The following is a 26,540-nucleotide window of genomic DNA, read 5'->3' on the forward strand; positions in this document are numbered from 1 at the left end:
CAATTATCAGGAGGGAATAAATCAGTAAACAATCTTCAGTTTACTGTAATCTCATGGCGATAGATAGTAACTTTAGGCAAATTAAATTTTTTAACTTTTCTGTTTTCTTATTGCCCAAATTAGCCAGATTGTTGTAAGCTTATGACCCAACTACAACCCGATATATTCGTTAACAACCGTCCCGATACCGATGGAGACGAGGAAGAAGACTACTTCGATTATTTTTATGATGAACCGGGTAGTGAACCGGGGACATTAATTATCGAACCGGATGCCAAACCCTCGCGGATTATTTTAATTGACTACGATGAAGATAACGCCATTCGCAAGGTGGATATTACACCCAATGCTTGCGCCCCCTATATTGGCACAAATACCGTGTCTTGGATGGATATTCAAGGGTTAGGGAGTGAGACGGTTTTAAAACAAGTAGGGGAAATTTTTAATCTGCATCCTTTGTTATTAGAAGATGTGGTTAATGTGCCGCAGCGACCCAAGTTAGAGGACTATAACAATCAATTGTTAGTGATTTCTCAGATGGTGCGACTGAAAGAAGATGAAAGCGGTTTTGATACAGAACAGGTCAGTTTTGTCTTGGGAAAACGCTATCTTTTGAGTTTTCAAGAGGAGGAATTACAGGACTGTTTTGAGATAGTCAGAGATCGAATTCGCACTTCCCAGGGACGAGTACGAAAATCGGGGGCGGATTATTTAACCTATTTATTATTAGACACGATTATTGATGGTTATTTTCCCGTGGTAGAACACTACGAAGATCGGATTGAGGCTTTGGAAGATATGATCATTAGTAATCCCGATCGAGATACTATGCAGGAAATCTATGATGTCCGTCGGGAATTATTGGCACTGCGTCGCTTAATTTGGCCGATGCGAAATGTCCTACATCTACTGATGCGTGACCATCATGGTATAGTCAGCGACGAAGTACAAATTTATTTTCGGGATTCCTACGACCACGTCATTCAAATTCTGGAAATTATCGAAGCTTATCGAGAATTAGCGGCGAGTTTGATGGATGTTTATATGTCCACTATGGGCAATAAATTAAACGAAATTATGAAGTTTTTAACCGTAATTTCAACCATTTTTATTCCCTTAACTTTTATCGTTGGTGTCTATGGCATGAACTTTGAGAATATGCCAGAATTAAAAGGAGAATGGAGTTATTTTATTGTTTGGTTAATCATGTTAGCCGTAGCGGGAGGCTTGATTTTCTACTTCTGGCGCAAAGGTTGGTTTAAACCAATTTATTCCCTGAAAGAGGAAGCAAAAAGTTAGTTAACGAAGACAGGAGGCAGGAGGCAGGTTTTGGGGTTTTGGGGTTTTAGGGTTTTAGTTCAATTTCCCCACCTCCCCAATTCATAATTCAGGTTCTTCCGAACTTACACTGTAGAAAATTCCTCAAGCTCCCTCTCTGCACAGCAATGCTCTAAAGTTGATAAATATCAATCTGACAAAAACTCAAAGCCTTAGTATATAAACTTTACAAGCATGAGTTGTTGATAGTTTTACATGACAGGTTCGGTAGAGCCATAATTCATAATTCATAATTCATAATTCATAATTCCCACTTCCCACACCCGACGACAAACTTTTTCAGCCAACCCTAATTATTCCACCACAAATGCGAGGATTTGGCCTTGGTAACTGCCGAAGCGAATCTGTAAACCGGACTCTAGGGGAACTTCTTGGTTATGTACCTGCTTCCAGTGGCCATCTTGGTAGATAAAAGTACCAAAACGGGAGAAATCTTCGAGAAAGTATTGATAGTCTGAATCATCGGGTTTTTTACGGCAAATGATCCGACAATGGTTTTTACTAACCCATTTTTCAGGGACCTGTAGATCATTTTCCATGTCCCTTCCTATATTCATGCCACCACCACGGATTGACCATTTTCTTTCGGGATGATCGAGATAGTATAAGAAAGCGGCGGGCATGGTTCCGGAGACATTGGGCATAACCGTCGGTGATTGAGTCTCATCAAAGGTTTGCAGCAATTGCCCGTCGAATTCCGGGTGCATATAGAGAATCGGCAAAGTCCAAGCAGGCTGATTGTACTTGTAGAGGGTTAATAACTGCTGCCTGGCGATGCGAACGGCCTGATCGATAGGGACTCGCGGACTTGGAAGCAACTTAGATATCTGTGCTTCTTTGTCTTTGAAACCGAGGAGGCTGCGGGTAAAAACTTCGATAAAACTCAAGGCCTCGCGATCTGCGATCGCATCTCGCATGGCCAAAACTGCGGGAACGCCATGGTGAATCAAGACTTCCGCCAGACTGCTGCGGGGGATCATCTCCTGACCTGATTTAGCGGGATAAGCACCCCAACAGGCATTAAAAACCGTTAAAATAACTTGATTTCTCACCAAAGCTTGGGCTAACTCCGTCCCGTTTAGCTGTTCCCCCGGCCGCAGAAATAGGGAACCGCCATTGGGGGCGGCCATTCCGTGACCAGCGTAGAAAAAAGCTTGATATTTACCCGTATCCAAGGCCCGGGTTAGTTCTTTCGCCCCCGGTCGAATTAGGGTATCGACTTTGACTTTCACTCCCGAATTCTGGAGGGAACCACTGGGGGAGATGGCCTGGATGAGATTGGCGGCCTCGGATTCCAGTGCCTGGTCGGGATTAGTTTCTCCACCCGTATTAATGGCGGTGAGGTTGAGGGAACTAGCGGCGGGTTTAATCTGTTTTTCGCCGATAACTAAGAGAATATTGAGACTATTACTTGGTTTTATCGGTGGCAGTGGGTCCACATCGCTGGTGGTGCGGCTAAAGAGTATATTCGGATGCAGAGATATGGCCTGTTTACCCGCTTGCTGCATAATTTCCCAGGGCAGCAGAATTAAATAGGGATTGCGACATTCCAAGCGAATTCGCAGGGGCTGATTTTTGCCGAGGGCGATTCCCTGACTTTGGGCAAAACTTTGACTAATTGATGCTTGAAATAACCATTGCCAGAGACTAATACCTAGTTTCTGCATCAATTGACCGCCATAACTGCCGCCTTCTCCCGCAAGAATCAGTTTAGGTGGAGAATTTCCCTCTAATTGCTCTAACATCGGCAAGGGAGGCATTTTTTGCAGACAGAACATTTCCTGCCATGCCATCCATTCCGAGGTTAGACTCCCGGTCCATTCACAGTCATGATGCACATATCCCCCCGGTAGGGGTGCTTTCGTCACCCAACGGGCGAAGTTATTACTCGTGGCTAAACTAGAGATCGCTAAATTTAGACTAGGGATGGCATCATCGGTCATTGTGGTTATTTAGAAGTCTGAAGTCTATAGAATCTTATTCTAGAGGATTTCTGAAAGCTAAGGAAGAGTATTAAGTTACCAATAAACAACAAAGTTCGATAATTTTGGTTTGCAACGTTGCCAAAGGTTCTGCACCCCGCTTGAGACGATATTCTAATTCGAGAAGTATGGGCAAGGTGGCCAGAAGTTGTTTAGAAGAAAAGGATTGTATCTCTTTGCGAATGAAATATAGTCGCTTGGGATTGGCAATTTCGGCGGCGGCGGCGATATTTTTCTCGTCTTTTTCTCCTTCTTCAATTTTTAATTTCACTATTGCCCAAGTGCGAAATTGACCCCCTAGGGTGGCGGTGATAGCCAAGGGGTTCTCGTTGCGATTTAATAATTCATTAACTAATTCTAGGGCCTTGCCTGTCTCCCGTTTTAAAATCGCACTGGCTAACTGTAGGCTGCTTTGATTGCTGGCGTTGACTAAGCTTAAAATGTCCTTTTTGTCAATAGTTGCCGCCGAATTATTTTTAAATAAACGCAGTTTTTCTAACTCCATCCACAGCAAGCGGCTGTTATTTCCCACTGATTCAGCTAAGAGTTCGATCGCATCAGGAGTTAATTTTACTCCCACTTCTTTGGCAATTTCCCTAACTCTTTGGGCAATTTCCTCGACTTTCCAAGGGGGAATTAGTTCAAATTCTCGAACCTCTGCCTGATTTTGGATAAACTTGCTCGATTTTAAGCGGGAGTCTGGTTTTTTGGCACTGGTTAATAACAGATAGGAATTTTCGGGTAAATTGGGCAAAGTGCGCTGTAATTCCTTGAAAACATCCTCGGAACATTGTTGACAAATAACCGTATCTGCTAACCAAACTAAACGATTTCCCATGCCGAAAACTGGAGTCATCGCTTGATTGAGGGCCTCGATAATTGCCTCATTACGATCGCCATTGATTTGATCATAATTGAACTGTATCCAATTGGGATCGAGAAGTTTTGCTTGCAGATTTTTCACCGCTTGTTTAATAGCAAATTCATCTTCTCCCCAATAAAATATTGTCGGCATAAGTTTCTACTTATAGCAGTTATCTTGATGTTACTATTACCCATTTTGCCAGATTTTTACAGTTTTGTCAGCACTACCACTAATTAAATATTTCCCATCGGCACTAATTACTAAAGATAACAGTTTTTCTGTGGGTTGATCAAGGGTTGCTAATTTTCCTTTGCTTGTTAAAGACCAAAACTTAATCATTTGATCCGAAAGCTTGTTTAGAGGATAAACCCAGAATTTCCTAATATTGAGGCTGGCTATTCATAAACACAGGTGAAGACGATCTGACTCGATAATTTTGAAAATTAATCAAAAAATAGACTCGATCGACCCCAAATAACGCACAATAAAAAAGGAAATGTCAAAGGAGAATCGCAAATGTTGCCCTATATCCTAGCGGTCGTTGTGGGATTGAGTAGTCTGTACCTCCTCACCACCGCTTTTATCGCCCCCGATCGCCACCGTCAAGATGATTTTCTCTGGAGTGCGGTAGGATTATTCTATGCCCTTGTCCTCTGGTTGTGCGCGGGAAGGATTACAGGCACTATCCTCCTCGGACAAGTTGCCGCAGCCATTTTATTTATCGCTTTTGCTTGGCAAACTCTCAAACTCAGACAAGCACTTTTTTATCCCGACAAACCGGTTAAATTATTTACTATTGTCGGTTGGTTAGGCAATCGTCTCGGCAAAGTTACTCCCTCCCAATCCCCTAAAACTAAAGCTAAACCTGAGAAAGTAGCAGCAAAAGTTAAAGAAACGGTTAAAGAAACGGTGGACCCCGTTATAGAAAAAGCCGCGGCTATCGGGGAAACTATTACAGAATCAGTGACAGAAATTGAGGAAAAAGCTCAAGAAACGGTTGCCCCCGTTGCCGAAAAAGCCGCAGCTATCGGGGAACCTATTACAGAATCGGTGACAGAAATTGGGGAAAAAGCCGCAGAAATTATTGATGATGGGGAAACTTTCGATGATTTCGATGATTTTGATGATTTTGATTTGGCAACGGAAGAGATCAAACCCTCCGAAAATGCCCCAGAAATTCCCCCGACTGAACCTGTGGCTAATGTTGAAGTCGAAACTATTGCTGTTAGCGAAACGGTGATTATTGAAGTTACCGAGGAAAATTTGCCTCCAGAAGAAACCATCAGAGAAGATACTCCCCCAGAAACTCGCTCAAAAAGGGAAGAAAATCCCCCCCCATCGGATTAAAAGTTAAGATTATTTAGCGGGTGGTTTAGGCAATAATTACTCAAAAAATTAACTAATTAATTTAACCTTTGCCCCCACCCAGTCAAACCAAGTTGACAATATGACTTGAAAAATTAATTTAATTCGATGGTTTTATTTTCCCATTACACAGGGATAGTGCTTCTCGTTTTTCGGGACGAGTCCTGAGATAATCTTCTAACCAAAAACAACCTCGATCGAGCAATTTTTGTAAATAATTATATTCTGTTTCTAAGGGCCAGCGATGCTTTTGACCATCCCTAGCAATAATCACAATCTCTTGACCATCAGGACTAAAAGTGATCCCATAGACGATATCTTCTTCTATTTTAAACTCCGAGCGCAAATTTCCGTCAATGTCCCAGCGTCTAGCTGTACCATCCCTTGAAATAGCAGCGATTTTTTCACCATCGGGACTAAAACTAACTCCATAAACGGGAAAAGAATCGGTTTTAATCTCCTTTAAAATATTGCCCTGTAAATCCCAAATTTTAATCTTTCCCCGAGTAGCGGTAGCAATTTTTTGATGATCGGGAGAAAACACCAAATCATAGATAATACTATCATCAACTGTCCAAGAATTAATCAATTTAGTCCGATGATTGCTTAAATGCCAGTATTGAACTTTTCCCTCGCTTGTTCCCGTGATTATTGCTGTTCCCTCTCCATTAAAAGCAAGACTATAAATCGGTACTTGACTAGCGGTAAATTCTTGAAGCATTGTTCCTTTTTTGCTCCAGATTTGTACTTTTCCATTTCTTCCTGTAATCGCTATCTGATTATCATCAGGATGAAAAGCTATACTATAGATTGAGCGCATTTTTGTGGCAAATTCTCTAATTTTTTTTCCCTGGGAATTGAGTAAAGTAATTTGACCATCTTTGTTAGCAATAGCGATAATATTGCCCTGGGAATTAATGCTAACACTGGTATTATCGGTCCTAGCTTGATTTAAATTGTTCAGCTGCCAAATTTTAGCCGTTTCATCACTCGATCCAGTTACCACCTCTTTTCCATCTTGACTAAATACAGCAGTAAAAACTGATTCTTGATGTCCTCTAAGAGTAGTTATTTCTTCCCCTTGCATTCCCCAAATTTTAGCACTACCGTCACTAGATGCAGTAATTATAAACTTGCCATCAGGACTAAAATTAACACTGTTGACAAAATCTTGATGTCCCCGGAAAGTAGCTATTAAATTTCCCTGTAAATCCCAGATTTTAGCAGTTTTATCGGCCGCTGCTCCGGCAATTTTTTGACCGTCGGGACTAAAATTAACACTATAAAAAGCCTCAATATTTTCTTGACCTAAACTCAAGATAATTTTACCTGATAAATCCCAGATTTTAATCGTACCATCCCGGGAAGCGGTGGCAATTTTTTGACCGTCGGGACTAAAACTAGCTGCATCTATCGATCTTTTATGTCCCTTAAATACCTGTAAAGTTTCACCTGATAAATTCCATAATCTAGCGGTTTTATCCCTGGAAGTGGTGACAATTTTTTGACCGTCGGGACTAAAACTAACACTATAAACTGATTCTTGATGGTCAGGATAGGTGACTAAATTTTGTCCTTGCAAGTTCCAAATTTTGGCGGTTTTATCTTCGGAAGCAGTGGCGATTTTTTGACCATCGGGACTAAAACTAACACTATAAACTGCTCCCTGATGACCTGTCAAAGTTTGAATATTCTCACCTTTTTGATTCCAAATTTTTACCGTCCCATCTTGAGAAGCAGTAGCTATTTTTTGACCATCGGGACTAATACTAACACTATAAATAGTTCCTCGGTGTCCTTGCAGTTGGTTTTTTTCTTGAATGCGATCTAAAATTTGTTGTAGGGTAATAATTGGACTGGTAGCAGGATATTTACTCAAGGTTTGGTCATCAGTAACGATGTTTTTTAAACTATTTACTGCTTGCATGGCCGCCATTAAAGATTCTAGTTGTTCAAATTGAAATTGCTGCCAATAACTGTCACCATTGCGCTGTAATTTAATACCTAATTTAGCGGTTTCTACTTGCTGCCACGCTTGTTTTACCTGAATAAAAGCGAAGAAAGAACCCAGGAGAGAAGCAATTAAAATTACCGAGCCAATTTGAATTCTTTTCGTAGCTTTTTGGTGAGCGATTGCTAGAATTTTATTAGCTTGCTTCTGAGTTTCTAGGCTAATTTCTGCCTCTCTTTTATCGAGATTTTGACTAGCAGTTAAAAACTGATAATCAATATTACTTAAGCTTTTCCCCTGAGACCAATCGAGGGCATTATTTAAAGCTTTTCCGCGTAAAAGCCGCGATTCATCGGTATAATTAGACTGTTGCCAAGCGGCGATTGCTTCTGAGTAGGGACGCAATTGCTCTAATTGTTTTTCCACCCAATTGAGATTAAATATTTCTCGATAAATAGGATTATAAACTACTAATTGATTATCCTTTTTTACCACTAACCCCGATAACCTTAATTCCCCTTGTTCTGGACTATCATCGCACAGGATTGATCCCTTTTCTAAAATTTGTTGATAGATACCTAACAAACGACCGGCTTTGTCTTGATTTCTTAACAAGCGATCGGCAATAGTTCGCAAATGAACTGGCTCATCTTGAGATTCCCAATTATTAATAATTCTCTCTTTGATCAGCGTCTCAATATCTAAATTAGTTTCCCGCAATAGCTGACAGATTTTCTGGGTTAAAAATGGCTGTCCTCCCGTCCAAAAAATAACTTTTTCTAAGCAGTCGGGTTGATAATTACTTTGACTGGATAATCCTGCGGCTAAAGGAGCAATTTCTGCCAGATTAAATCCCGTTAATTCGATCGCCTGGCCGATATTAAAAGATGTTTGGGTCTTTTCGCGAATTAAATCTGCTGGGGTAGCCACACCGAATAAAGCAAAAGTAATTCTTTCATACTGGGTATTTTCTGCCCTTTGGTTATAACAATAACGAATCAGGGAAAAAAAGTCATCTAGAGAAAACTGTAAACTGAGAATTTTATCAATCTCGTCAATAAAAATATATATTTTCTCTCCCCGACAATAAACTAATAAAACTTCCTCAATAAATTGTCCCAAACGCTGCACGGGGGGTAAATCCTCTCGCTCGCGCAACCAGGATTTAAGATTAATTTTTCCCGTCAGATTAAATCCTAAAAACAAACGGGTGATCACGCCGTTATACCATTGGGATAAATTATCATTGCTACCAATACTGGTTATATCTACGGACGCGCAATCCATGCCCAATTGCTGTAAAATATGGGTTACTCGTACCCTTAAACTGGATTTGCCCATCTGACGACAGTTAAAAATGTAGCAAAATTGACCATTTTTTAACGCTGTTAACAGTTCTTGATCGGCATTTCTCTCGATATAGGTAGGATGGTTATAGGCAAGACTACCCCCGACACGATATTGATAATTCATTATCCTTAAACAAAGTTATTTCAATGTCACCAACAGAAATAAAATAGACAATTCTGATTTAGATATCTATAATGCAAGGATAATCGCTATTGACAACCTATCCCCAAGGCAATTATGAAGAAAACTTTTTTCACCTCCATGGCCATTAGTGCTACCCTCGTCAGTAGCATTGTTTTAGGTACTCTTGATGCCGGCAGTGCCTCCGCTTGTGCTTTCGCTAAAGGTAAAAGCATTTTTGGCAGCAATCACACCCTCCCTGTGGATGCTAACAAACTTATTTTAGGGGTTGCCGGTGCTACGGGAGCAATCACCGTAGCTGGTGTTTTAACCTACCGTCGTTTTCACTCCGGGCAGCCTCCCGAAGATGCCACCGCTAACCTGCCGGCGGTATTTTCTATCCCCATTCCCCCCGCAGCTTTAAACGTGGCAGTGGTGACGGAAGAAGCGGCAGAAACCAGCAAAATCTCCTAAAAATCCGCTAGATTCCCTCAAAAAAGGTGTTGGCATCCCCGCAGATTTCCCGCTAGGCAACACCTTTTTCTGCCTAATTGTGTCCCAGTTATCAGAATTTTCAGCGATTTTTAAGTTATGTTAAAAGGTACAACCCTACCACCAGAGGTAAAGATGGGCAACTCTACCACATTTTCTGACACCCCATTTCACAAAGAGCATCACACTTGGGAGCATTTAAAACAAGCCATCGCCGCTAGTTCGGGTTTTCGGCGTTGGCAGCAAGAACAACTAGAATCAGGTAAAAATAGAGACGATGCTGATGCTCGCATTTGTTCCTATCTACGGGAAACTTTAGAAACTTTAGCCTACTAGATTGATGCTCCCCAGCTATGACGGCATGGGGACTTTTTTGTCCGTTTAAGCTAATTGGCGGGCCCTATTTTCTGCGAGCTTCGTAACCCAATAACCAGACAAAAGCGACAATTAAAGGCAGGAAATAATAAATAGCTCGATAGGCGATTAAAGAACCTAAAAGCTCGCCATTAGATACATATTCGGGCCGTAATCTCAGCATGATAAACTCAAAAACACCTATCCCCCCCGGCACATTGCTTAATACCCCTGCGGTCATGGCAAATACATAGAGACCGAAAAATCCTAAAAACGAAGTATTGTAGTTGTCCGGGAGAAGAAGATATAGAACTCTAGCGGCTAATATCCAATCAATAAAAGTCAACAAAATCAAAGCCAGGGAAAGATTCCAAGAGGGTAGATATATATTTTCTTTGCCGATTCTTAGGGGTTTTTTATAGGTGAGAGTCAAGAAAAAATAGCCCGTCACCAGCAACAAAAAAATTATTCCTAAAGGTTTAGTAGTTAAGAAAGGTAATTTTAAAAGTTGAGGAATCCGTTGGGGATCGAGGAGAAAACTTACACCACCAATGCCTAACATTCCTAACCAAAAGCTTAAATGGGTAAAGGTGATAACTTTGGCAATATCCACCACCCCCACCCCCGCAGGAGTATAGAAACGATAACGGATCGCAGTTCCAGAAAATAAGGTTAAACCAATGGTATTACCAAGAGCATAACTGATAAAAGCAGTACGGATAATAGTGCCTAAAGCTAAGGGATGATTAATATAATAAAAACCTAGGCGATCATAACCCGTCATCGACAAATAACCCAAGGCCATGCAAAAAATAGCTTCTAGCTTATGACTTGTGGTAATATGATTTAAACTGTCCAACAGTTGGGCGAAAGTGTCGTGTTTAAATTCTTGACTAATTGCCCAGACCGCTAGAATAAATAAACTTAAAGAGAGGATAATCGGAGCAAAACGCAGGATTTTTTTATACATCTTACTTTTTACGAATTACTTTTGTCCCATTAAAATTTATGAAAAAATCAAAGGTAGATCTAGCCAAACGTCTAAATCGATCCCGAAAAAGGAAATATAATAAATTCCTGACTTCCTCCTTATATTTAACAAGCATTCTGGTTTTGTCTTATCTAGTTTACCTTAATCTGCCTTGGTCTTTCCATCTTTTTATGCGTTGGGTGACTAAAGGGGGTGATTTAGACAAAATTCCCGCCAAATTTTATGCAGAACTTAATCAATTGTGTTTGAGGGCCGATAGTGGGGGGGAAGTAAGAACGAGAAACTATAGAGAACATACAGAAATCGCCGAATCTCTCGGTACATTTAGATGTACTCTAGTTAATGGTGGTCAAGAATGGTTAATAGAAGATTATAAATCTTTTAGTGCTGCCGATGAAGCGATTTTAGGCACTCAGTTAGCGGTTTTTATCACCGAGATTTTAGGAACAGATTATAGTTATAGAATTCGCGCTTATATTCCCAATACTAAGTATCAAGCAACTTCTGAAACCAAATTCTAGACTAGGGATGGGTGCAGAACCCATCCTTAGAAAAAAATTAGGTTTCCGATACGGGTTTCGGTCGGGAAGGCCTAGGAAGGGGAGATTGTCCGGGGGTAAAAGGTCGTTTTTCTCCTTCCCCTTCCAGTTGAGAATATCGATCGACCGGGGGACGACGATTTTTATCAAAAGGCTTTTTAAAACCTCCCTTACCCATCGGTTTTTTCTTGCTGGCAAAACCGAGGTCTAAACCTTCCAAAATAGTTAAGGCATCTCCTTTAAGCTGTACCTGAAAATCCCAAAAACGACTGACCGGTTTACCAGGTAAAGTGCCGCGCAATTTTAGTTTAAAAAACTTGGGTTTGTCCGCTTCAGTTTTGGGCATTTGTCGGATTTTGACCACTACCGCTTGATTTTCCCGTTCGGTAAAGATGACTTCACCTCGAATCGAAAAATAACCAGGGGTAGAAGCGAGGAGCGGTTCTATCTCTGGATCATCCTCCTTTTTCAGGGTTTCTGGTTCCCAAACACCAACAATCTGAACATGAAGGGCATCATTTTCCTGACGGGTGCGCGGATAAACCACCCAAAGATGGGGTTTTTCCAGATCGAGATGATTTTTAACCAAACTGATCACCCGACCGAGAATCACAGAATCGATCAGAGTACCATCGGCAGTTAAAATATTGCCTTTAGTTAATTGTTCCTCCGATCGCTGATAATGGCCATAGACGAGACCGATCGCCCGGTACTGCCGCAGATGACTGGGAGGGGGGATCGGTTGTTGACGTTTGACTTCTTCGGGGGTGGCTGACTCTACGGCTAAATCAGCCTCAGTATGGGGGGATTCAAGGGGGACTTCCTGAATTTCCACTTCAGGGGTCGGGGGGGTTTTCGGTGATTCGGTAAACCGATTCCCAGGACGATTCATATCACACTCCTAGCGGCGGAGACACATAGTAAATTAGTAATCAAGCAAGTCAAAAGCGCGATCTGGGAGGTTACAATAACCCTCTAGGGCGACTCTACTGGCATCTATATATTAAGAACCATGATCTTTTGACTGTCAACCTGGTCAAAACCCTTTTGAGTCTTGACCGTTTGCCCATTGTACTCAATAAAGAGCGGCGAATTCGATCGATCCCTTCATCAAATCTCCAGATTTCCATAACATTTTCCTGTCTGTCCTCTCCCACCCCAGCGTATGAAAGCCTCTCTCTCTAACCGTCGTTGGCTGTCCATCGGTCTCGTCCTCATGTTATTTGCTTTGCTGTCTTTCTCGACCATGCCGCTATTGACTTCTATTCTCAAAAGTCAGCACTCCTCGGGCCAGAGTCATCTGTCCGCAGTCAAACAAGAGGAATTAGCCAGTCAAGCACTGGGTTATCAGATGGTTTTAGAGCGCGAACCCGATAATCAGACGGCTTTACGGGGATTATTAGATACTCGCTTACAGCAGGGTGATTTAAAGCAAGCGATCGAACCTTTAGAAAAATTAGCGCAACTTAACCCCCAACAATCCGATTATCTACTACTTTTGGCGGAAGCGAAACAGCAAATAGAGGACTATGCAGGAGCCACCGGCAGTTATCGCTCCCTTTTAGCCTCCCATCCCCAAGATCTACGGGCCTTGACCGGATTAACTAATTTATTTCTCAGCCAAAACCGCTCGATCGAGGCGATTAGTCTGGTTAAAGAGACGATTGATCGCGCTTTCAAAGCGGCTGCCGATCCCAATAATCCCGCTAGTTCCATCGATATCGTTTCCGTTCAGTTACTTTTAGGCAAAATCTATTTCGAGCAGCAAAATTATCCGGAAGCTTTAAACGCCTATAAACAAGCTCAACAGATGGATGTTAACGATTTCCGTCCGATTTTGGCGACAGCGATCGTACTGAAAGAACAGGGCAAAAATCAAGAGGCTCAACCCCTCTTTCAAGAGGCTCTCAGTCGCGCTCCTTTTGCCTATAGACAGGAGATTCAGACCCTAGCCGAGGAAAATAACAAAATTGAAGCCACAGCCCCTAATCAGTGAGCAGCTTTTTTCTCTCCTCTCCCTTCTCCCCAATTCATAATTCATAATTCATAATTCATAATTCCCTTGAGACTTGACACTGGGGACAAAAATGAGAGGATCGTCCACTTAATTTAATTCTGGCAATAGTTGCACCGCAAAGGCGACAATTTTCGCCAGTACGTCCATAAACCCAGGCCATCGAGCCATAATTGCCATTAACTCCCGTAACGTGGAGAAAATCGCTAAAACTGGTGCCGCCTTCAGCGATCGCCGTTTCCAATACAGAAATAATGTTTTTTGTCAATAAGTCTATTTGCTCAATTTTCAAAAGATTGGCGGCAGTTTGGGGATGGATGCCACTTTTAAAAAGAACTTCATCCGCGTAGATATTGCCAATTCCTGCCACCACATTTTGATCGAGGAGAAAAGTTTTAATCGGACGACGACTTTTTTGACAGTGACTATAGAGGTAATCGGGGGTAAAATTGCGATCAAAGGGTTCCAGTCCCAGTTTTTTGAGACCAGTAATCACGCTTTCTGGGGTTTTATCGGCGGCAATCCACCAAATTTTCCCGAAAGTGCGGGTATCGACAAAACGCAATTCTTGCTGATTGGCAAAAAAGAAGCGTAAGCGCGTATGAATCGGCAGGGGAGTGGTATCTTTTACCCAGAGCAATTGTCCGGTCATACGCAGATGAACCCCGATACTGCTACCATTATCTAAATTGGCGAGGAGATATTTGCCTCGGCGCTGCCAATTGGTAATCGTGGTCTGAGTAATTCCTTGCAGAAAAGTTGCCTCACAATTAGGATAGGCTAGGGTACGCTGTAATAATACTTCCCCACCGATAATTTTTTTGCCTTGGGTAACTTGATTTAATCCGCGACGCACCGTTTCTACTTCTGGCAATTCTGGCATATAAGTGATTGAACAAAATTAAGTTCTTGGTTAGGGTAGGCAAAAGGCAAAAGATAGATAAACAGAACTTTTCATCGGGAAACGACACCAAATTAACGTCAATTCTACTTTAACTTTAACATTTCGATAGTATCAATTATTTCCCGTTCAAAACTGACTTGAGCGCGATTAGTTTTACCAGCAATATAAAAGCGATCGCCCGATTGTAAAGCCCAAATTTGCGAATGGGAAAAGTAACTCATTACCACTCCCATCATCAATAAAGCAAAACCTAAATAGACGATAGGTACTCCCGGATCTGCCTTAATTTGTAACCCTGTACTGCCCACTAATTCGACTATTTTTAGATTAACTCCATTGATAGGAATCGTCATTCCTTCTCGTACCGCAGAGGTTAAATCTCCCTTAGCATCATAGACGATTACCGTACCTTGTAAATCTCTGGTTAAAAGAGAAACTCCCTCACTAAGATCGGTTTTAGTCGGAATCCAAGTTCCCCAGATTTGTCCATTACCTTTGGTGTCTAAACTAGCCATCGGTAGCTGTAGAATCGGACTATTATTCACCTGTACTTTTACCCCAGCAATTCCCCAACTGGTTTGATAAAAAGTCACCCCTTTATGGTGCAAAGGTTGGTTAACTTGAATAGTTTTGCGATCGATCTCCTCTCCTTGATTATCGATCACCGACAAATCAGAATAGAATTGTTCTATATCACCTTTAGGACTATAATCAATCCAAAAACGATTAACTTTAATCCCCCAATCTTTAGGGAGAGAATTTTTAGATAAGGGTCCAGCTTCAATAATATTTTTAACCTGAAAACTATCGCCACTAGCTACCATTTCTTGAGCGAAAAACCCCGTTAACGCTCCCCAGATCGACCCTGCTAAAATAATTAACATGGCTGCATGAACGATAATCGGACCGATTTTACCGATCAGACCTTTACGAGCATAAAGACTGTTATTTTCTAGAAAAACTTTGTAGCCTTTTTTTTCTAATAGAGGGGTGAGGGATTCTAGGGAACCAGTTTCTAATTCAGCACTTAAAGCTAGTTTTTGAAATTGGCGAGATTGTTGATAAAATTGCCAGTTTCTTGCCGCCTTTAAAGCGGGTAATTGTCGTCGGAAGGTGCAAGCGGTTAAACTGGAACCAAAGAGAATTAATAATGATAGATACCACCAAGTGCTATAAACATGATTTAATCCCAATAGTAATAAAACTTTCCAAGTCAGAAAGCCAAATAAAGCGGGTTTCTCAGGATAATTAACTTGGTAGAAAGATAGAGATTGACCCTGTTCGATTACCGTCCCAGAAATGCTAAAAATAGCGATTAAAAGTAAGAGGATAATTGCCAATCGCAGATCGGCAATAGTCTGGATAAATTTACGTCCCCATCGGGCCGGTGTATTCTTTAAATTTGAGGAAGTTTCCGATATAGTCATAGTTAAAAGTTTTGCAATTCTAGCCAATTATCTATCATAACTCTCCACCATCACAGCAGACGGGATAATAAAGAAAAAACTCCAAAACCGATTAATAAAACCCCACTGACAGGATTAATCCACCCGGACCATTGACGCAGGGAAAGAAAGCTTTTCAGCGAGGCAGTAAAAGAACCGACGATAATTAGGGGTAAAACATAGCCGCCGGTGTAGGATAACAATAATCCCCCTCCTAAGCTTAAATCCCCCGTATTTGCCACCCATGCCAATAAACTTGCTAGGACTGGTGTACTACAAGGAGAGGCGATTAAACCAAATGTTAAACCGAGAAGATAGGACCGCAAAATCGGAGGAAAATCCCCGGTAATCCAATCGGTAGCACCAAGGGAGGGGAAGCGCAGGGGTAATAATTCCAAGAGGTTTAACCCCATCAAAATAGCGATCGCACTGACGATAATTGGTAAACCGATCCCCACCTGTCCATAGACTTTTCCTAGAGTAGCGGCAATTAGTCCCAATCCCGCTAAGGTGGTAGCTAATCCCAGGGAAAACCATGTGGACTGCCAAAAAGCCGCTAAACGACCTTGATTTTCGTAACCCCCGATATAAGCGACGGTAATCGGCAACATCGACAGCATACAGGGGGTAAGACTGGTGAGTAAACCGGCTAGAAAAATCACAGCAATACTGACAAAACTAAGGTGAGTTAGTTGGGAAGTCACTAAGCGATCGGCGTATTGTTCAAGGTGATAGAGTTGAGTCTGTAATTGGTCTAACATATTGGGGAATTTTTCAGGCTAAATTTGGCTCATTTCTAGGATATTACCATCCGGATCACTGACAAATAATGCCTTTCTACCTGAGGCACTCATTTGAATTGTATAACCTTGACTTTCTAGATAGTTAGCCATGGCTGTCACGTCATCAATAGCGAAGGCAATATGAGGATTGCGTCCCCATTTTTGGGGATTGGGACGGTAGTTTTGATAATTGGTATCGACAATTAAATGAATTTGATAATCTCCCACTTGATACCAAACCCCATCGTATTGAAAAGGGCGATCAATTCTAGTTAATCCTAGAACATTTTCGTAAAAGTTAACGGCTTTTTCTAGCTCCGTGACTAAAATCCCCGTGTGTAAGGATTTTGTGATGTTCATAGTTAATATCTGACTCGCGGATCGAGCCAACTATAGGTTAAATCGGCAATTAAGTTAAAGATAACAATTAAAATCCCATAGATAAAGGTAATCGCCATCACTACGGGGGTATCACTGCGGGAAATAGAATCGATTAATAAAGCACCGATACCCGGCACACGAAACACTTGTTCTGTGACTAAAGCACCGGTAAAAATTGAGGGAATATCGAGAGCAATCAGGGTGACAACGGGAATTAAAGCATTGCGAACTATGTGCTTAGTGAGGACAGAAAAATTAGTTAATCCCTTCGCTAAGGCAGTTTTAACGTACTCTTGGTGAATTTCTTCAGTTACGGAAGAACGCACAAAACGCATCAACATCGCCCCTTGATATAAGCTTAATACAGTTACGGGCATAATTGACTGTTTAACCTGCTCGATCAAACTATTAAAATCACTGATTTCTAGGGTACTGTTATAAAAAGATGGTAGCCAGTTTAACTGCACACTAAAGATAATTATTAATAATAATCCTGTTACAAAGGTGGGTAAAGAAAAGCCAAGTAGCGAAAAAGTAGAGATGATTTTGTCTAACCAAGAATAGCGCTTGACTGCTGAAATTACGCCCAAAGGAAAAGCAATTAAAACCCCGAAAATATAGGCAATACCGACAATCCAGAGAGTTATGGGTAAACGCTGCCAAATGAGGGTAAAAACCGGGCTGCGACTGGTGAAAGAATAGCCCATATCTCCTTGAAGAAATGCTAACAACCACTTGACATAACGCACGGGAAGGGGTTGATCTAATCCGAGACTTTTGCGAATATTTTCTCGCACCGCTTCGGTGATAGCGGGATTAGCTGCAAATTCCCCCATCGGATCCCCCGGCGCTAGGGCCAAAATGCCAAAAACCACCATACTAATAGCTAAAAGAGTGGGAATCGAAAATAATAATCTTTTCAGAAAATATTTGAGCATTTATTTACTACGCTTCCAGTCCTTTATGTTCCAAGTATTTCTATCCCAGGGAGTTAATTTAAACCCCGACAAACTATTGCTAATTGCCACCACATCGGCACGATGAACTAGGGGAATAATCACAAAATTATTGATTAACATATCATTCATTTTAATTGCTATTTCTCTCCGTTTTTCTGGTTTTAATTCTTGACTAAAAGCTTGCCATAATTTATCGTATTCAGGATTACAATAACGAGCATAATTATCCCCGGCCCAACCATCAGCTTTTTGGGGAATTTCGCTACAGGTAAAGGTTTTAAAATAGGCTTTTGGATCGGGACTATTATTACCTGTAGTGTACATTTGTAGGTCAGCATAAAACTTTTCTACCGTGTCATCGTTAGCAGGATCGCTAGAAAAGAAAATACTGGCATCAACAGTTTTTAATTCTACTCCTATCCCGATCGCTTGTAAACTTTGTTTGATAATTTCTTGGGTTTTCTGACGGAGAGGATTGACAGTGGTTTGAAAAACTAATTTCATTTCTACCCCATTTTTATCCCTAGTGCCATCACTATTACTATCTTTCCATCCCGCATCATCTAGTAATTTATTAGCCTTTTCTAGATTAAATTCATAGCGAGTATTGGGAGAATTATATTCCGATGGCATCACAATAAAATTAGGAGTTGTTTTCCCAGTAATACCATAAAGCTGCGTGGCAATAGTATCTCTATCAACGGCTAAAGATAAAGCTTCTCTTACTTTTACATCACTCAAAAAAGGATGGGGAAACTTAATACTAGACCTCTCACCTTCGGGAGTAACTTGATTAGGATCGCTCAAATTAAATAAAACTCGTTCAATCAAAGAACCGAAACTAGATATTAACTGACCCCGACCCGCTTTTTCTAAATCACTTAAAACCTTAGCCTCCACTTGCAAATTATAGGCATAATCCGCCTCCTGTGTCTGTAAAACCGCTCGTGCCGCCGAAGTGGCATCACCTCCTCCTTTTAATTCTATTCTTTGAAAACCTAATTTATCCGCTTCTCTAAAGAAAGAATTTGGTTCATAAACTGCCGTATCTCCCGGTTTAAATTCTACCACTTTATAGGGGCCAGTTCCCACCGGTAATAAATTAGCAGGGGCCTGGCGTGCCGTTTCATTGCTATACTTTTCATAGAGATGAGCGGGTAAAATCATCCCTTCTGTTCCCACAAAAACTAATGACCACGCGGGATTAACTTGCTTAAAAGTTATTTTAACTGTATGGGGATCGATCGCTTCCACACTTTTAACTATTTCATAATTGCCGGCGCTAGTAGAACCAGTTTTCGGATTGGTAATAAAATTATAGGTAGCGATGACATCTTTGGCAGTAAAAGGAGTACCATCTGACCATTTAATATCTTTTTTTAGCTTCCATGTCACCGATTTACCATCCCGGGCAACTCCCCCATTTTCAATAGTAGGAATTTCTGCCGCTAAAAAAGGAACTAATTCCCCTTTTTCATCGAAACTAGCCAAAGGTTCTAGGGTAATACGACTCGCTTCTGAGTCTTTAAATCCCGTGGAGAGATGGGGATTTAAAATCGTCGGTGCTTGCCAATACAAAAGTTTTAAAGTTTCTGGATTATTATTGGTCGTTGCCGGAGGATTATTAGCTGTTTGTTGACGACAAGCACTAAAAACCAGCGTACAACTAAGGGATAAAATTAACAGGGGCAAGAAAAGCGATCGCTTAAACATTTTTAATGACAATCAATAATTCAACAGGGTGACTTAGGTGATTCCCTAACCCACCAATAACAAGTTATCAGACATTGAGTCTTGATCTCGATCGATTAATTGATTATTTGCCTTTATCCATTCCTAGTCAAGTTAAATCGATCATGCTATGGTAGCGATGCTGTACTAGACAAGAAAATTCTAGGCACGGCGACGAAAATGCTTATGACCTTATTTCATCAGGGTGCGACAGCAGAGGAAATCGTTAATCGTTACCCATCACTAAATCTAGCTGACGTTTACGCCACGATCGCTTTTTACCTCAAGCACCAATCGGAAGTAGAATCCTACTTGCAACAGCGACAACAGCAAGCACAGGAGATTCGGGTAATCAATCAAGAGAGATTTGACCCCCAGGGATTGCGGGATCGCTTTCTTGCGCGTAAAGCAGCGCGGCAAGCATGATTAAGCTTCTGGTTGATGAGAACTTTGATAATACTTAACTGGTGCGTTACGGCGGATTACTAATTTTGGTTTTTCATTCCAAGGTTATCACCGCCTAACGCACCCTACAAAATTGCTTTTGCATGAGTAGAAAACGGGTTTCTTGGAGAAACCCGTTTTCTGTGCGTTACTCAAGGGATTTAGTGCGATCGCCGATCTTGTAGGGTGCGTTAATGAAATGTAACGCACCTTATCTAATGTTCAAAATCCGTGCGTTACGCTAACGCTAACACAGGCTACATCATATCAATCGCAAAGATAAATAATTGATAAGCGATCGGCGCATAACACATCATTGGAGCGGACAATATTAGAGTAGTTTACGCTTAGTTGAACGGAATCTCTTGCTGCTCAATTAAGCCGTTATGTTTCATTCGGAGCGCTAGCCTAAGTGGAATTTGTTTACGCAGATGAATTGAAGCGCTCCTTCTCGGTGCGAGGGGATTTCTATGACGTAGAAATCGCCGGAAAAGTGTTTCCGTGCCGAAGCGTTTTGGAAATTATCGCCAATGCCGGAGATTCTGAAGCCACAGGGGTGCCGGACGCGGTAGTGATAATGATGAATCCGGGTTCTTCTAGGCCACTCGATATAAGTTACATTCCAAAATGCTACTCAGTGAGCGATGTACTTGATGGCGGATGGTCGAGGGAACTGATTCCAGCCAGGCCAGATAACGCGCAGTACCAACTGATGCGCCTGATGTTGCTAAAGAGGTGGAAGCACGTCAGGGTTCTCAACCTATCAGATCTCAGAAACGGAAACAGCGGCAGCTTTTCAGTGGATTTTGAGGATGCTCAGAAGCGTGACCCCTCCAGTCCCCATAGCATTATCCATCCCAAGCGGCTCGGCGGGCTTCAACGTGATTGTGCGGGAAGTTCTCGCATAGTTGCAGCATGGGGTTCTACTGAAGTACTTCGAAATGCTGCTATTGCATTCTTATCCGAAATCCCTGGGGTGCAGGGGCTACAGTTGGACTACCCTTGGTACCGCTATCCCAGTCCATATAGAAAAGATCAGAAGATCGATTGGTTAATCAGTGCCTTCGATAAACTTGAAACATAACACTTCGTTCCAGGGTCCGCTGCGCGATAAAGCTGCGCAGCGCCCCTGAACTCGAACGTTATGCTGAAACGATACGCCCGTTAAAGTTATCTATTTTTAGACAAGTTTAAGCAAGCAAAAGTTATCGGTTTCGTTGATGAGTTCCGAGAGATTGTCGGCGATCGCAAAGATAAATAATTGATAAGCGATCGGGGCATAACACATCATTGGAGCGGACAATATTAGAGTAGTTTACGCTTAGTTGAACGGAATCTCTTGCTGCTCAATTAAGCCGTTAGGCGGCTTCACATCCCGTGTGCCTCATACTCACAGTTAGCCGTAGGGTGCGTTCCCTAATGTGGCTCCTACCGCTCCACTAGCAGTAGGCTAATCTGGATAACACGCTTTTGGGCGTGATATACGGAAAAGTTACAGCAAAAAAGGAGGTTTATTATGGCTGAATGACTAGCAGTTGATGTTTCGAGAACTTACGAATCTGGTATGCTTGGCAAGCGAGGAGACGATAAATTTCCTTGCACCGGAGCAAGAATAACACGGGTAGAATTCCACAAAGAAGTTTCCAAACACCGTATTACTCCCTTTGATGATGGCATAGGACGGGGTGACGCTCACACAAATGATACTGAACTGCCAGATGTTGGAGTTCACTACTGGCTAGATGCAGGAACGAGGCTGAAATACATTTTGAAGGTCTGGGTTGAGGATTAAGGATTTTGTGAATCAGTCGTTGGGGGGCGTTGGTTCCCCTTGCTTTTTTTGTGCGCTACTATGGAATTAAATGATTAAAAGCTAAGACTGCTATGGCACTGGCATCGAATGGACAAACAGCTATAATCCGCACAGAGCGAGGGCTTACAATTGCGGATACTCGTATTACTCTGTATGACGTAATCGATTATCTCAAAGCTCAGTATCCACCCAAGTTTATTCGTGATGCCTTCAATCTTACAGATGCTCAGATTCATGCTGCCCTTTCCTACATTGAAACACATCGAACAGAAGTGGAAGCGGAATATCAGGAGGTTTTAAAGACTGCCGCAGAAACTAAACAATTTTGGGAAGAGAGGAATCGCGAACGTTTTGCTCGGATCGCTGCTACTCCTCCTCGTCCAGGCTATGAAGCGGTTAGAGCTAAACTTCAGGAACGGAGAGCAAAGCGGGAAGCGAAGAAGCAATGATTGTTCTGGCTGATTACAACTTGAATCGGCAGGCAATTCTGATCTCTGGAAGTCTTGTTGTTAGCGGGTTATTAGATCTCGCTCTAATTCGGTTGAGGACATTTGAAGACGTTGGCTTACCCGCAGACAGCAATGATCGAGTAGTTTGGAGATTTGCCCAAACCAACGGGATGCTCTTACTTACGGCAAACCGGAATGCGAAGGGTGAAGACTCGTTGGAACAAGTAATGCGTGAAGAAAATCAACCGACTTCATTTCCGATCATTACGATTGGCGATCCGGATAGGGTCAATGAATCTGACTATCGAGAACGCTGCGTTGAAAGGCTTGTAGAAATTGTGATCGATATCCAAGACTATATGGGGGCTGGTCGGTTGTTTATTCCATAAGGTGATTGGCGCATCATATCTGTTGGTGACACAGCATAACAACCCCAATGCACTCCGACCGACGAAAGCTAATCAGTGTGATCGCCGATCTTGTAGGGTGCGTTCCCTAATGTGGCTCCTACCGCTCCACTAGCAGTAGGCTAATCTGGCTAACACGCTTTTGGGCGTGATATACGGAAAGTTTCCGTATAATCAATAGTCCAGTAGTCGTAACGCACCACCCACGAGATATATTAAAAATAGCCTCGTAGGTTGGGTTGAGCGAAACAATACTGAGGCGAAAATAGCTTAATTCGCTTGAAAAAGCGAAACCCAACCACCCCAAAGGTTACTCTTTGTTGGGTTTCCTTGCGTCAACCCAACCTACAATAATTGCTTACCCAGATTGGTACTTCATGAACTGGCAGGGCAACGTAAAGGAACCTGGACGGTGAGAGTATCTGGAAACTGGCGGATCACTTTCACCTTTGACGGTGTTGGTGCTTGTGATGTCGATCTTGAGGACTACCACTGATGAAAATGCATAATCCACCACATCCTGGTGAAGTTCTTAAAGAACTTTGTCTCGAACCTTTGAATCTGACTGTGACTGAGGCTGCTGAAGCATTGGGTGTAAGTCGAAAAACCCTATCTGCCATCTTAAATGGTAGGGCAGGTATTAGCCCCGAAATGGCAATTCGCTTAGGGAAAGCTTTCGATACATCTCCTGAAAGTTGGCTCAATCAGCAAATGCAATACGAGCTATGGCAAGCAGAGCAGACAATTGGCAATATCAAAGTCAAACGGCTATCAGTGCGATCAGCGATCGCGTAGGGTGCGTTAATTAAATGTAACGCACCCCCCACGAGATATATTAAAAATAGCAATCTTGTAGGGTGCGTTCCCTAATGTGGCTCCTACTGCTCCACCAATAGATTTTTGGGGAACGCACCATGCTAGAGGATTATAAAAATATCTGCTGTCGCACTCCAGCCCATCGCGGCTGAGTTCAACCGTTATCGAGAAAAATAGTTAAATCCCGTCAAATTCCCCTAAAACTTTCACTTCTGGTTCTAACCAGAGAGACCAGCGATCGAACACTTGTTCCTGCACATGACGAATTAAACGCAGAATATCCGAGGCTTTTGCTGAACCAATATTCAGGATAAAATTAGCGTGTAATTCTGATACTTGCGCCCCACCAATTTGATAACCTTTTAATCCCATTCCCTCAATTAAAGCCCCGGCAAATTGCGGTTTAGGATTGCGGAAAACACTACCACAACTGGGACGATCATAGGGTTGGGTACTTTTGCGATGGCGTAAATTATGGGTAGTAATTGCCATTATTTCCTCACAATTATCGGTAGCTTCTAACTGAAATGTAGCTTCGATAACTAAACGTTGATTCCCTTGCAGAGAAGAACTGCGATAACTATAATTTAAATCTTCTTTGCTTAAAGTTTCTAACTGACCATCGGGATTTAATACCAGCGCCCGCACTAATCGATCCGCCACACAGGAGGTATGTGCGCCCGCATTCATCACCACAGCCCCCCCCACCGTCCCGGGGATACCCACCGCCCATTCTAGGCCCCTCCAGCCCCGTTTTGCCGCTCTCCAAGCTATTTTTGGCAGGGGTTCCCCCGCCGCTGCTGTAATCGTAGCAGTTTCGGCATCAAAACAACTCGATCGCAGATGGCGAGTATTGAGGACAAGTCCGGGTAAACCTCGATCGCTGATCAGTAAATTTGAACCAGCCCCCAAAACATTCAAAGGTAAATCTTGCGCTCGCCACCAAGCGAACACTTCTCTTAATTCCTCTAGATTAACTGGTTCGGCATACCATTGCGCTCTTCCCCCCACCCGGTAGGAAGTGAACTCAGCTAGAGAAACAGAGGATTTAATCATAGGGTTTTAGGGATTGGAAATTATAAATTATAAATTATGAATTATAAATTGGGGGTTGGGGAGATGGGGAGCAAAGGAGCAGAAAGTAGGTTGGGTTGAAGCATGAAACTCAACACCCGCAGGGGTTACGCTGCCGCTAACCCATCCTACAAATAATTGTGCCTCCCTACTTATTTAATACTGCTCACTTAAAAACTCAAATCTGATAACTGATAACTGATAACTGATAACTGATAACTGAATCCTATACTCTAACTGCTAATTGTTCACGGTAAAGAGAGAGCATTTCGGGGATAACTTGATTGAGATTGCCAGCGCCGAGGAACAGAGCCAGATCCCCTGGTTGGAGAATTTCTAGCAGGAATTGACCTAAAGAACTCAATTCAGGGTGATAGTAGGCGTTTTTATGGTGTTTTCTCACCTGTTCGACCACTTGCTGCCCGGTGACGTGATTGATATTCACTTCCCCAGCACTATAAATATCCGTTAAGACTACCACATCGGCGGAACTGAAAGCGGAGCCGAATTCCTCTAAAAAGGCAGTGGTGCGACTGTAGCGATGGGGTTGGAAAATAGCGATCGAACGTTGGTACTGTTTGCCTTCTACCTTCAATTTTGCCGCCGCTAACGTGGCCAACAATTCGCTAGGATGATGGGCATAATCATCGATAAAAGTAATGCCGTTTGCCTCTCCCTTGTGTTCAAAACGGCGTTTTGCCCCAGCAAAAGTAGCGATCGCATCGGCAATAACGGCAAATTCTAAACCGAGATAACGTCCGATAGCAACCACTGCCAAAGCATTACTAATATTATGTTGCCCCGGGATTTTCACTTCCATTTGTCCCAGATAACCGCCTTTTTCCCAGACGGAAGCTTTCATCATTCCCTGTTCATAGATAATCTCGCTGACGGTGTAATCGGCACCTTTTTCGGGATCGAGACTATAACTGATTGTCGGACGGAAATGCTCGGCGATCGTGTCACAATCTAAACAAGCGACTAAAATCTGGCACTGATGGGCGAATTCATGGAAAGTATCGATAACTTCGCTTAAATTATGGTAATGATCCGGGTGATCTAGCTCAATATTAGTGATTACGCCGATTTTCGGGGCGTGTTTGGTCAGGGAACCATCGGACTCATCGGCCTCTGCCACTAAAAAACGACCTTGACCGAGACGAGCGTTACCTTCCCACGCGTCCACCTCACCACCGACAATGATCGTGGGGTCTAATCCCGCTTCTAACAAAACGTAACCGATTAGGCTGCTAGTGGTGGTTTTGCCGTGGGTTCCAGCAACGGCGATACTGTCATAATCAGCGATTAAAGCCGCTAAAACGTCGCTACGGTGAAAAATTGGGTATCCTAAGTCTCTGGCCGCTTGATATTCCTTATTATGGTCATTAATCGCCGTGGAGCAGATTACTTGCGGAACTGTTTGGCTACTGTTTTGAGGGACCGGAGAATGAAATACAGCTAAATTATTGGCCTCTTGACGGTGGAAAATCTGCGCTCCCGCTCCCTGTAGCCGTTGGGTAATATGAGTAGGACGTAAATCAGAGCCAGACACGGGTAAATTGCGCTTGGCTAGGATATAAGCGAGGGCTGACATCCCAATACCGCCAATACCGATAAAATGGAAAGGTTGGCCGTTAAACTTAACTTTTTTCACTGTTTTCACTCCTCAGACCCACGATTATATAAGTTTTAAACTCGATCGGTAGTAAAGTCAACTTCATGATAGGGGCATTTGACCAGAATTCCCAAATGTTGCCCGGTCCCCCTGCAACATCCTTGACGCAGAATTAAAATTTTTTCTCCCAATTCCTTTTTTCTAGGCTGCGAGGAGTGGGGAGTGGGAAGTGGGGTGTGAGGTGTGGGGAGTGGGGAGTGGGGAGTGGGGAGAATAAATAAAAATAGTCTCCTGTCTCGGAGTCTCCTGTCTCGGAGTCTCCTCAATGGTGAGCTAATAAATTATTTTCGATCGGGATC

At 42.5% G+C, this 26,540-nt stretch carries 26 protein-coding genes; 12 read left to right on the plus strand and 14 right to left on the minus strand.

Going from position 1 to position 26,540, the window contains the following annotated elements:
- Positions 1-141: 141 nt before the first annotated feature.
- Positions 142-1,299: a magnesium/cobalt transporter CorA gene (gene corA / locus MICAI_RS18635; protein WP_008205859.1), complete on the plus strand. Its 1,158-nt coding sequence runs from the start codon at positions 142-144 to the stop codon at positions 1,297-1,299.
- A gap of 332 nt (positions 1,300-1,631) precedes the next feature.
- On the opposite strand, the gene MICAI_RS18640 is transcribed toward corA, so the two are convergent.
- From MICAI_RS18640 to MICAI_RS26055, 3 genes are all read right to left on the minus strand, one after another.
- Entirely contained in the window at positions 1,632-3,281 is a 1,650-nt protein-coding gene (locus MICAI_RS18640) for a CHAT domain-containing protein (protein WP_008205860.1), read from the minus strand.
- A gap of 70 nt (positions 3,282-3,351) precedes the next feature.
- Positions 3,352-4,335, minus strand: a complete 984-nt coding sequence (gene holA, locus MICAI_RS18645) for a DNA polymerase III subunit delta (protein WP_008205862.1) — start codon at positions 4,333-4,335, stop codon at positions 3,352-3,354.
- A 36-nt stretch (positions 4,336-4,371) separates the two neighbouring features.
- The gene (locus MICAI_RS26055) at positions 4,372-4,524 is read right to left on the minus strand and encodes a WD40 repeat domain-containing protein (RefSeq protein ID WP_008205864.1); all 153 of its coding nucleotides are present in this window, start codon (positions 4,522-4,524) and stop codon (positions 4,372-4,374) included.
- A 177-nt stretch (positions 4,525-4,701) separates the two neighbouring features.
- Between MICAI_RS26055 and MICAI_RS18650 the strand changes: the two genes are divergently transcribed.
- Positions 4,702-5,532 (plus strand): Ycf66 family protein, encoded by an 831-nt coding sequence (locus MICAI_RS18650; protein WP_008205865.1) that lies wholly within the window; start codon positions 4,702-4,704, stop codon positions 5,530-5,532.
- 118 nt (positions 5,533-5,650) lie between these two features.
- On the opposite strand, the gene MICAI_RS18655 is transcribed toward MICAI_RS18650, so the two are convergent.
- A complete protein-coding gene (locus MICAI_RS18655; protein ID WP_008205867.1) occupies positions 5,651-8,974 on the minus strand; it encodes an AAA-like domain-containing protein in 3,324 nt (1,107 codons plus the stop codon).
- A gap of 114 nt (positions 8,975-9,088) precedes the next feature.
- Between MICAI_RS18655 and MICAI_RS18660 the strand changes: the two genes are divergently transcribed.
- Together MICAI_RS18660 and MICAI_RS18665 are read left to right on the plus strand one after the other, a co-directional pair.
- Complete coding sequence (locus MICAI_RS18660) at positions 9,089-9,445, plus strand: hypothetical protein (RefSeq protein ID WP_008205870.1); 357 nt, start codon at positions 9,089-9,091, stop codon at positions 9,443-9,445.
- Positions 9,446-9,562: 117 nt separating this feature from the next.
- Positions 9,563-9,799, plus strand: a complete 237-nt coding sequence (locus tag MICAI_RS18665) for a hypothetical protein (protein ID WP_081504694.1) — start codon at positions 9,563-9,565, stop codon at positions 9,797-9,799.
- Positions 9,800-9,863: 64 nt separating this feature from the next.
- Here MICAI_RS18665 and MICAI_RS18670 read toward each other — a convergent pair whose 3' ends face one another.
- The gene (locus MICAI_RS18670; RefSeq protein WP_008205876.1) at positions 9,864-10,787 is read right to left on the minus strand and encodes a lysylphosphatidylglycerol synthase domain-containing protein; all 924 of its coding nucleotides are present in this window, start codon (positions 10,785-10,787) and stop codon (positions 9,864-9,866) included.
- Between the two features lie 38 nt (positions 10,788-10,825).
- On the opposite strand from MICAI_RS18670, the gene MICAI_RS18675 reads away from it, so the two are divergent.
- A complete protein-coding gene (locus MICAI_RS18675) occupies positions 10,826-11,329 on the plus strand; it encodes a hypothetical protein (protein WP_008205878.1) in 504 nt (167 codons plus the stop codon).
- A gap of 37 nt (positions 11,330-11,366) precedes the next feature.
- On the opposite strand, the gene MICAI_RS18680 is transcribed toward MICAI_RS18675, so the two are convergent.
- Positions 11,367-12,239 carry a hypothetical protein gene (locus MICAI_RS18680; RefSeq protein ID WP_008205881.1) on the minus strand — a complete coding sequence of 291 codons (873 nt, stop codon included), beginning with the start codon at positions 12,237-12,239 and terminating at the stop codon, positions 11,367-11,369.
- 273 nt (positions 12,240-12,512) lie between these two features.
- On the opposite strand from MICAI_RS18680, the gene MICAI_RS18685 reads away from it, so the two are divergent.
- Positions 12,513-13,343, plus strand: coding sequence for a tetratricopeptide repeat protein (locus MICAI_RS18685; RefSeq protein WP_008205883.1), 831 nt, complete (start codon positions 12,513-12,515; stop codon positions 13,341-13,343).
- 55 nt (positions 13,344-13,398) lie between these two features.
- On the opposite strand, the gene MICAI_RS18690 is transcribed toward MICAI_RS18685, so the two are convergent.
- The 6 genes from MICAI_RS18690 to MICAI_RS18715 all read right to left on the minus strand — a co-directional run bounded on the left by MICAI_RS18690 (position 13,399) and on the right by MICAI_RS18715 (position 19,545).
- A complete protein-coding gene (locus MICAI_RS18690) occupies positions 13,399-14,244 on the minus strand; it encodes a DNA-formamidopyrimidine glycosylase (RefSeq protein WP_008205885.1) in 846 nt (281 codons plus the stop codon).
- Positions 14,245-14,348: 104 nt separating this feature from the next.
- Positions 14,349-15,692 carry a cytochrome c biogenesis protein gene (locus MICAI_RS18695; protein ID WP_008205887.1) on the minus strand — a complete coding sequence of 448 codons (1,344 nt, stop codon included), beginning with the start codon at positions 15,690-15,692 and terminating at the stop codon, positions 14,349-14,351.
- A 50-nt stretch (positions 15,693-15,742) separates the two neighbouring features.
- Positions 15,743-16,471, minus strand: a complete 729-nt coding sequence (locus tag MICAI_RS18700; RefSeq protein ID WP_008205890.1) for a cytochrome c biogenesis protein CcdA — start codon at positions 16,469-16,471, stop codon at positions 15,743-15,745.
- 18 nt (positions 16,472-16,489) lie between these two features.
- Positions 16,490-16,852 (minus strand): VOC family protein, encoded by a 363-nt coding sequence (locus MICAI_RS18705; protein ID WP_008205892.1) that lies wholly within the window; start codon positions 16,850-16,852, stop codon positions 16,490-16,492.
- 2 nt (positions 16,853-16,854) lie between these two features.
- Complete coding sequence (locus MICAI_RS18710) at positions 16,855-17,811, minus strand: ABC transporter permease (protein ID WP_008205894.1); 957 nt, start codon at positions 17,809-17,811, stop codon at positions 16,855-16,857.
- On the minus strand, positions 17,812-19,545 hold the full coding sequence (locus MICAI_RS18715) for a peptide ABC transporter substrate-binding protein (RefSeq protein WP_008205896.1): 1,734 nt from the start codon (positions 19,543-19,545) through the stop codon (positions 17,812-17,814).
- A gap of 204 nt (positions 19,546-19,749) precedes the next feature.
- On the opposite strand from MICAI_RS18715, the gene MICAI_RS18720 reads away from it, so the two are divergent.
- The 6 genes from MICAI_RS18720 to MICAI_RS18745 all read left to right on the plus strand — a co-directional run bounded on the left by MICAI_RS18720 (position 19,750) and on the right by MICAI_RS18745 (position 23,471).
- Complete coding sequence (locus MICAI_RS18720; protein ID WP_232306234.1) at positions 19,750-19,989, plus strand: DUF433 domain-containing protein; 240 nt, start codon at positions 19,750-19,752, stop codon at positions 19,987-19,989.
- Positions 19,990-20,419: 430 nt separating this feature from the next.
- Entirely contained in the window at positions 20,420-21,091 is a 672-nt protein-coding gene (locus MICAI_RS18725) for a hypothetical protein (protein ID WP_039900509.1), read from the plus strand.
- Positions 21,092-21,891: 800 nt separating this feature from the next.
- Complete coding sequence (locus tag MICAI_RS18735; protein ID WP_002778608.1) at positions 21,892-22,269, plus strand: DUF433 domain-containing protein; 378 nt, start codon at positions 21,892-21,894, stop codon at positions 22,267-22,269.
- The gene (locus MICAI_RS18740) at positions 22,266-22,658 is read left to right on the plus strand and encodes a hypothetical protein (protein ID WP_002791850.1); all 393 of its coding nucleotides are present in this window, start codon (positions 22,266-22,268) and stop codon (positions 22,656-22,658) included. Before MICAI_RS18735 ends, MICAI_RS18740 begins: the two co-directional genes overlap by 4 nt.
- Positions 22,659-23,043: 385 nt before the next feature.
- Complete coding sequence (locus MICAI_RS27355) at positions 23,044-23,172, plus strand: type II toxin-antitoxin system RelE/ParE family toxin (RefSeq protein ID WP_081504695.1); 129 nt, start codon at positions 23,044-23,046, stop codon at positions 23,170-23,172.
- Between the two features lie 5 nt (positions 23,173-23,177).
- Entirely contained in the window at positions 23,178-23,471 is a 294-nt protein-coding gene (locus MICAI_RS18745; protein WP_232306235.1) for a HigA family addiction module antitoxin, read from the plus strand.
- A gap of 198 nt (positions 23,472-23,669) precedes the next feature.
- On the opposite strand, the gene murB is transcribed toward MICAI_RS18745, so the two are convergent.
- Both murB and murC read right to left on the minus strand, forming a co-directional pair.
- Positions 23,670-24,548 (minus strand): UDP-N-acetylmuramate dehydrogenase, encoded by an 879-nt coding sequence (murB, locus tag MICAI_RS18750; protein ID WP_008205908.1) that lies wholly within the window; start codon positions 24,546-24,548, stop codon positions 23,670-23,672.
- A gap of 244 nt (positions 24,549-24,792) precedes the next feature.
- Complete coding sequence (murC, locus tag MICAI_RS18755) at positions 24,793-26,220, minus strand: UDP-N-acetylmuramate--L-alanine ligase (protein ID WP_008205910.1); 1,428 nt, start codon at positions 26,218-26,220, stop codon at positions 24,793-24,795.
- Positions 26,221-26,540 lie beyond the last annotated feature (320 nt).

It is taken from the genome of Microcystis sp. T1-4 (assembly GCF_000297435.1).
Classification (GTDB): Bacteria; Cyanobacteriota; Cyanobacteriia; order Cyanobacteriales; family Microcystaceae; genus Microcystis.